Here is a 7,321-nt window from a genome sequence, read left to right as displayed (position 1 = left end):
GTCCTGTCGTTGTGGTGGGGTGGTGGTGTGCATCGTGCTGCACCTTTTTTGTGTTTAACCCCCTTGTGCTGGCCCCCCGGGGGGTGGGTTAGGTGGTGGGTCGGTGCATGGGGATGTGGGGGATGCCTGCTTCGGTGTCGGGGTGGGCTGCACGAACGAACCCGAACCCCTCATACCATTTCTCGAGGTACGCCTGTGCGTGCAGATCGATCAGCTTGTGGGCATTGTCCGAAACGGCCGCTTCCATAAGCGTGCCGGCCAAACCCTCTCCGCGGTGGGACGGCGACGTCGCAACCCGTCCGATTGCGGGATTGCCCGATGGCTGGACGAGGACACGCAATGTGGAGACCGGGAGACCGTCCACTTCGATCCAATATGTAGTGGTGCCGGGTTCGAGGTCTTTCCCATCAAGATCCTGTTCGGACGTAATTCCTTGGCCCATCGTGAAGACCTGATACCGAAGCCTCGCGAGCTCGTAGGTCGTGCGAGGGTCTAGATCAAGCCAATGCCCCCGTCGTACGGTTGGGCGTCCTTCTGGATTCTGCGGCGCCGCGGCGGATTCGTCGACCGTGTTGTTTCTGCTCATGGGTCCAGCGTAGTCAACGCGTGCAGCCTGTCCGTTCGGGCCGCTGAGTACGTTGAGGATGTGAACAACATATACTTTCTTGAGGTGCTTAATACGTTTTATTCAGAGCACTTTTGTAGCTTTTCTGCAGCCCAGGTGATTTGCCTGTACGCCGCCTGACCTGTCCCGGAGCGCCTCATGATTCTAGCTTTCATTGTGTGTGGACTCTGCTTTGTCGTGCCCGGATTGCTCGTCACTGCAGCCACTCGTATACGAGGCTTCGACGCTTTCGCCCTCTCGCCTGTGATATCGCTGTTCTGCGTTGGGGTGAGCGCGGTCGTGGGAGGCCAGTTCGGTGTGCCGTGGGGCTGGTGGATGCCCCTGGCTCTCGGTTTCGTCGCGGCGGCGGTCATCTATCTCGTTCCTCGCAGGAGCTATGTGAGTAGGCTCCGGCGACGTGAGCCGGAGCCGGAATCGACGATCACGACGGCGTTGCCCGTCCTGGGTTCGCGACGGGGGTCCACCGCGGCCTGGGTGGGTTTGGGCATCGGCGTCGCGGTGGGCATTTGGCAGACCGCCCACATTACCGGCGGGATGGAACATTTTTCCCAGGCGTTCGACAACACTTTCCACCTCAATGCTGTTCGGTACATCGTCGATAACGGAAATGCCTCGCCGATGTTTGTGGGGTCTCTGAACGCGGGCGGCACGCCAGCGTTCTTCTACCCTTCGGTCTGGCACGCGCTGGCCGCAATCCTGGTCTCGACAACGGGCATATCGGTCCCTGCGGCGACCAATGTGGTCACCTACTTCGTGACGGCACTGGTGTGGCCGGTCAGCATCATGTTTTTGATCCGGTCGCTGACACGCAACCGGTACTCCTGGCTGTTGGCCGGCGCCCTGTCGGGCGCCTTTGTAGTGTTCCCGGTCTTGCTCCAGACATACGGAATCCTTTACCCGAACCTCCTGGGCAATGCCGCCGTTCCGGCCGGGCTCGGTCTTATCGTCTGGGCTCTCCGTGGCGGACCGGACTCCAGGATCCTACGGTCCCAGGCACTCGTTCTGGGGCTCATGGGTGCCCTCGGGATCGTACTGTCCCACCCCAACGCCATCGTGTCTCTCATCGCGGTGGCGGTTCCGGCTGTCATCGCGCGCATCGTGTCTCTCGTGACGGGGGTCGTCCGGTCCACGGGCAGCAGATCGCTGCCGGTGGGCTCGAGTCGTCCACGGTATCCGGCCATTGAGATCGCAATCCTCGTGCTTTGCCTCGTGGTGGTTCCCTTCATATGGGTTCTACTGCGCCCCAAAACCTTTGAGCCGAATCCGCTGCGCCAAATCCCTGTAGGGGAGTCTGTGCTGGACGCCCTGGGGATGGCGCCTGCGGGGTACGAAGTATCCGCGGTCATTTGCGGTGCGATCATAGTCAGCGCCGTGATTCTTTTGTACCTGCGGCGTCATGCGTGGATGGTTTTCGCGTATGCGATACTCGTCATTCTTTATGTTGCGGTCGAGACGATGCCATGGGAGTGGCGCGACGCCCTGACGGGTGTCTGGTACAACGATCCGTACCGACTGACTTCTCTGTTCCCGACCATCGGGATCCCCATGATTGCGATTGCCTCGGGTTGGGTCCTGCAGGTGCTGTACGCGCGAGTAACCGGATGGAGATCGCTTGGGGTCCGTCGACCGCTTGAATGGGAGGCGGGCACGCGCGTCGAAGTGCGTCCCGCCTCGCGTCCTGCCCTTGTTCAGACCGTGAAGGTTGTGTTGGGTTTGCTGGCCGTCGTTGCTATCTCTCTGCCGATCTTCGCCGCAAACTCCATGAAGGAGGGAAGAGCCCTCGCCGAGGAGCGCTTTCGGGCTGCTCCGAACTCGGAGCTGGTGACGAGCGACGAACTCGACGTTATCCGCCATGTGCCCGACTTCGTCCCGCGTGAAGATACGCTCATGGTCAACCCATGGACGGGCGGAGCGATGGCATATGCTCTGACGGGGCAGAAAGTCAGCTCCTACCATCTCCTCGAAACCCGAACCCCGGAGGTCAACCGACTCGACAAGAGTCTGGAACGCGCTCTGAGCGATCCTGCGGTGTGTCGTGACGTGGAGACCATTCGGGCTTATTACGTTCTGGACTTCGGTACGCGCGAGATGAACGGAGTCAACCACGCTTCCGTTTACGGGGGTCTTCAGGGCCTTGAGCAGGCGGGGGTAGCCGAGCCTGTGTACCAGTCGGGAAATGCCAAAATTTTGAAAGTCACGGCCTGCGGTTAACGTCCAACGGTTAGCAACCTCACGGTGAGCCAGCCAACAAGAACCGTTGTAAGCACTAAGATTGTGGGAGTTTGCTCGATATGCACCCAACTGATCGGAGCCGTTGAGCCCATGGAATGGTTGAGCCTGGTACCCGCCCTGGCTGTATGCCTCAGCCTGATGATCGTGCCGGGTCTCCTCGTCACGTTGGCCGTCCGGATGCGAGGCTTCGACGCCGTCGCTCTGGCTCCCGCGGTTTCAATTGGTTTGATTGCGGTCTCAGCGGTCCTCTCGCCGATGATCGGCATCGGATGGGCGCTCTGGGTGCCCTTCGCCGCCGGACTCGTGACCGGAGTCGTCTTCGGGCTCATCGCATGGGGGGCACGTGCTCTGGGTGTCGCCGATTATCCGGTGCGGGACAAGAACCGGACCAAGGCTTCCAGGAGGGGCCAGACGGGCCGCGAGCCATGGAACGATCCTTCGGATTCGACCGTATCGGCAGGGTCGTCCCGATGGACCGGGCCCTCGCGTCTCGGTGGTGATCTTGTCCCCGGGCGGTGGTTCTCGCGCGGACAGCTCGCATACTGGATCTCCTTCGTTATTGCTGCCCTGGCAATGCTCCGAACCATGAAGAATTCCCTTGGTGGCCCGGACAGGTTCTCGCAGACCTTCGACAACAACTTCCACCTCAACGTGATTCGGTACATTGCCGAACAGCACAATGGTTCATCCCTGTTCGTCAGCAACATGACGGCCGGCGGGACGGACGCGACTTTCTACCCTGCGGCATGGCACGACGTCGTCTCGCTTGTTTTCATGACGGCGAGCCAGGGATCGATTCCTGCGGCAACCAACGCGATGATCATAGTCGTCGCCGTAGCGGTGTGGCCGCTATCCGTTCTTTACCTGATGCGTTCGATGATGCGCTTCAACCTCCCCTCGGTCGTGGCCGCGGGAGCCATTCTGTCCGGCTTCGCGGCCTTCCCCGTGCTGTTGATCTTTTTCGGGGTGCTGTACCCCAACTTCCTGGGACTGGCCCTCATCCCGGCCGGACTCGGGCTCATCATCAACATGCTTCGAGTCTCGGCAATACGCCGGGTCAATACGGTCCAGTCCCTGTTGCTCGGCATCGTCGTTGCGCTGGGCATCGCCTTCGCGCACCCCAACGCCGTGATGTCGTTGCTGATCATGACCGTGCCGATTCTGGTGGTCCGCGGTGCCGTGCAGATTTGGCGCGCCGCAACCCGTAGAACAAGCCTCGGAGTCGCGGCCGTGCAGCTCGTCCTGGTGGTTATCCTGCTCTGGGTCATCTGGTACCTGTGGGGACTCGTGCGTCCGGAACCCGGTGCGGCAACGTGGGGACCGGCGACGTCGGATACCCAAGCATTCGGCGAGGCCCTGCTCAACAGCCCCTTGAGTCTGACTCAGGCCCAATGGGTGCTCTCGGTCCTGGCCATGCTGGGTATCCTCGCGGTCTTGTACACGCGCCGCAACGTATGGCTCGCTCTTGTCTACGGCGTGCTGGTTTACTACTACATTTGCGTGCGTTGGCTCCAGTGGGACCAGGACCGGATGTGGGCGACCGGCGTGTGGTACAACGACCCGTATCGGCTCGCGGCCCTTTTGCCCGTGGCCGCTGTGCCACTGGCCATCGTCGGGGTGCACTGGATCACCCAGGCGCTCCTGACATCATCCGTGCTCGAGCGCTGGAAGGATCGGGGCCCTCAAGTTCTCGGAGCGGTTTCCGCGATCACGGTAATCCTCGCCCTCGGGTTGACTCAGTTCTCGCGCCCCCTGACCGACATAGTCAATTCTTCCTACTGGAGCTACTACGCCTCCGAGGAGGCACAACTCGTTGACAAGGACGAACTCAACGTCATCGAACACCTCGACGACTATGTTCCGAAGGATGACACGGTTATCGTGAACCCGTGGACCGGTGGCGCTCTCGCCTACGCGCTCGCGGATCGCCAGGTCACGGCGGCCCACACCCTCTATACCCCCGCCAAGAACGCAGAACTCTTCGATAGCTCGCTCAACAAAGCGGGCGAAGACCCGAAGGTCTGTCAGGCCGTCAAGCAGGACAAAGCCAAGTACGTCTTGGACTTCGGGACCGAAGAGGTCAACCAAGGAGACCATTCCGCCGCATTCCAAGGCTTGCAGGACCTTGAGAATAGCGGTGTTGCCACACCGGTGTACCAATCCGGGGATGCGAAGCTGCTCAAGATCACAGCGTGCGATTAGTCGGCAGAACGAGAGCGGTGGCACAAAGGTCATTACCCGTAGGCCGCGTCCCGTACACGCTGGTCAACCCGGCGAGAAGGTAGGCTAGAGGAACTATGGCGAACTCATCCGACGCTCATCCCACGGTGAGCTGCCTCATCATCATGCCTGCATGGAACGAGGAAGAAGTGATCGGATCAACCATCCGTGAGCTTCAATCCACCATGCCGGACCACGACCTGTTGGTCGTCGACGACGGCTCGACCGACGACACCTCGCGCATCGCCCGGGCTGCTGGCGCGAGCGTTCTTCAGCTGCCCTACAACATGGGTGTCGGCGGAGCGATGCGTGCCGGGTTCAAATACGCCCAGCGCCTCGAGTACGACCGTGCCATTCAGGTGGATGCCGACGGTCAACACGATCCGCGGGACATCGAACGGGTCCTGCAGGGGTTGGACCATGCCGATATCTCGATCGGGGCACGTTTCGCCGAACGCGGCAGCTACAAGGCCACCGGTCCCCGCCGTTGGGCCATGGGCATGCTGGCCGCGATGTTCTCTCGTGTGGCCAAAACCCGGCTGACGGACGTCACGAGCGGATTCCGCGCAGCGAACCGACGCGCGATCGCCCAGTACTGCCGATACTTCCCCGCCGAGTACCTCGGGGACACGGTCGACTCATTGGCCATGGCGCTCCGCGCAGGCCTGTCGGTGACCCAGGTGCCGGTCGAAATGCGAGAGCGACAGGCAGGCACTCCCTCCAACAATCCGTGGAAATCCGCGATTTACCTGATCAGATCAATGTTCGCGTTCTTCATCTCCATGACGCGCAAACGCATCTCCTTGAATGACGCCGAGGGAGGCCACGAGTGAATACGGCATCGATATTCTTTCTGATCCTCGGGCTGATCCTCGTTGTTGCAGTGATCCGCCTGGTCAGGAACCTGAAACTCCGCGAGAAATACGCTGCCCTGTGGTTGCTGACCGCGGTGGTCATCGCAATCCTGATGATCTTCCCGAAGCTTCTGGACTCGCTCTCCTCGTTGGTCGGCGTCGTGACGCCGGTCAACCTTCTCTTCCTGATCGGTCTTGTCCTGCTGCTCGGGGTCTGCCTCCACTTGTCACTGGAGATCTCGAGACTCGAAGACGAGACGCGCGTCCTGGCAGAGGAAGCCGCGATCCAAAGGTCACTGCTCAACCGCCAACTCGAGCGGGTCGAGAGAAACCGCAATCCGACTTCTTCGTTGCCCATCATCCAGGTTGACGACCAGGGTGAACCGTACAGTATCGACATCCACGGGTCCAGCGCGGCTGGGTCCGATGGCCAGGAGGACGGTCCCCACCGGCCCTCAACCCGCAACATCGACCACCGGACCACCGATGAATCCCACGACCCGACGGAGAAGCCATGACCGTTGACATTCTGTTCCCCTACTACGGAGACGTCTCCCTGATGAAGCAGGCGGTCGAATCCGTGCTGCACCAGACGAACACGGACTGGCGGTTGATCGTCGTCGACGACGGCTACCCCGACGACTCGATCCCCGGTTGGTTCGAATCCCTTCAGGACGACCGTGTCACCTACATGCGCAACGAGAAGAATCTCGGTGCCAACGGAAACTACCGCAAGTGCCTCACCTTCGTGGAGAACGAGCTCGTGGTGATCATGGGCGCTGACGACGTCATGATGCCGAATTATGTCGACTGGTTCGTCAAGGCGGCCGAGGAGAACCCCGACGCCAATATCTTCCAGCCGGGCGTATTCGTGATCGACGAGAACAACGCGCCGTCAAATACGTTGGTCGAGAAAACCAAGGCGTTTTACCGTCCCAATCAGACGACCCTTCTCAAGGGCGAAGAGCTTGCCGTATCGATCTTGCGCGGCGACTGGCTGTACTTCCCGTCCCTGGGATGGCGTGCGGAGACCATCGTCGGATTGGGCTTCCGCGAGGGACTTGACGTCGTGCAGGACATGTGCCTGGTCATGGACGTTGCAATGAGCGGCGGTGCCCTTTTCTATGACGAAACCGCGGCATTCATGTACCGCCGCCACAAGGCTTCCGATTCCTCGTGGCGCGCACTGGACGGCACACGATTCGACGAGGAGCGCCGTTTCTTCGCGACCATGGCGGAAGAAATGGGCGCTCTGGGATGGAAGAAAGCTGCCGCGGTTGCGCGCCTGCACGTCTCCTCCCGTCTCCACGCGGCGAGCCTGTTGCCCAAGGCCGCGAAGATCAAAAACTGGGGTGGCGTGAAAAACCTGGCATCTCACCTGGTCAAGTAG

Annotated in this window: 6 protein-coding genes; 5 read left to right on the top strand and 1 reads right to left on the bottom strand. The window is 60.9% G+C overall.

What is annotated here, in order from left to right; all coding sequences use genetic code 11:
- Window positions 1–88 precede the first annotated feature (88 nt).
- Window positions 89–586 (bottom strand): GNAT family N-acetyltransferase, encoded by a 498-nt coding sequence (locus EWV35_RS11140; protein ID WP_129661868.1) that lies wholly within the window; start codon window positions 584–586, stop codon window positions 89–91.
- Window positions 587–802: 216 nt separating this feature from the next.
- Between EWV35_RS11140 and EWV35_RS11135 the strand changes: the two genes are divergently transcribed.
- The 5 genes from EWV35_RS11135 (at window position 803) to EWV35_RS11115 (ending at window position 7,321) form a co-directional block, all read left to right on the top strand.
- Complete coding sequence (locus EWV35_RS11135) at window positions 803–2,836, top strand: DUF6541 family protein (protein WP_129661866.1); 2,034 nt, start codon at window positions 803–805, stop codon at window positions 2,834–2,836.
- Window positions 2,837–2,947: 111 nt separating this feature from the next.
- Window positions 2,948–5,059 (top strand): DUF6541 family protein, encoded by a 2,112-nt coding sequence (locus tag EWV35_RS11130; RefSeq protein ID WP_129661864.1) that lies wholly within the window; start codon window positions 2,948–2,950, stop codon window positions 5,057–5,059.
- 95 nt (window positions 5,060–5,154) lie between these two features.
- Window positions 5,155–5,910, top strand: a complete 756-nt coding sequence (locus EWV35_RS11125) for a glycosyltransferase family 2 protein (RefSeq protein WP_238147664.1) — start codon at window positions 5,155–5,157, stop codon at window positions 5,908–5,910.
- On the top strand, window positions 5,907–6,449 hold the full coding sequence (locus EWV35_RS11120) for a DUF2304 domain-containing protein (RefSeq protein WP_129661862.1): 543 nt from the start codon (window positions 5,907–5,909) through the stop codon (window positions 6,447–6,449). The genes EWV35_RS11125 and EWV35_RS11120 overlap by 4 nt, the downstream gene beginning before the upstream one ends.
- Window positions 6,446–7,321 (top strand): glycosyltransferase family 2 protein, encoded by an 876-nt coding sequence (locus tag EWV35_RS11115; protein WP_129661859.1) that lies wholly within the window; start codon window positions 6,446–6,448, stop codon window positions 7,319–7,321. The genes EWV35_RS11120 and EWV35_RS11115 overlap by 4 nt, the downstream gene beginning before the upstream one ends.

The sequence above is a fragment of the Rothia uropygialis genome (genome assembly GCF_004137765.1).
Taxonomy (GTDB): Bacteria; Actinomycetota; Actinomycetes; order Actinomycetales; family Micrococcaceae; genus Rothia.
The sequence above is the reverse complement of the archived record's forward strand: the minus strand, read 5'-3'. Positions and strand labels throughout refer to the sequence as shown.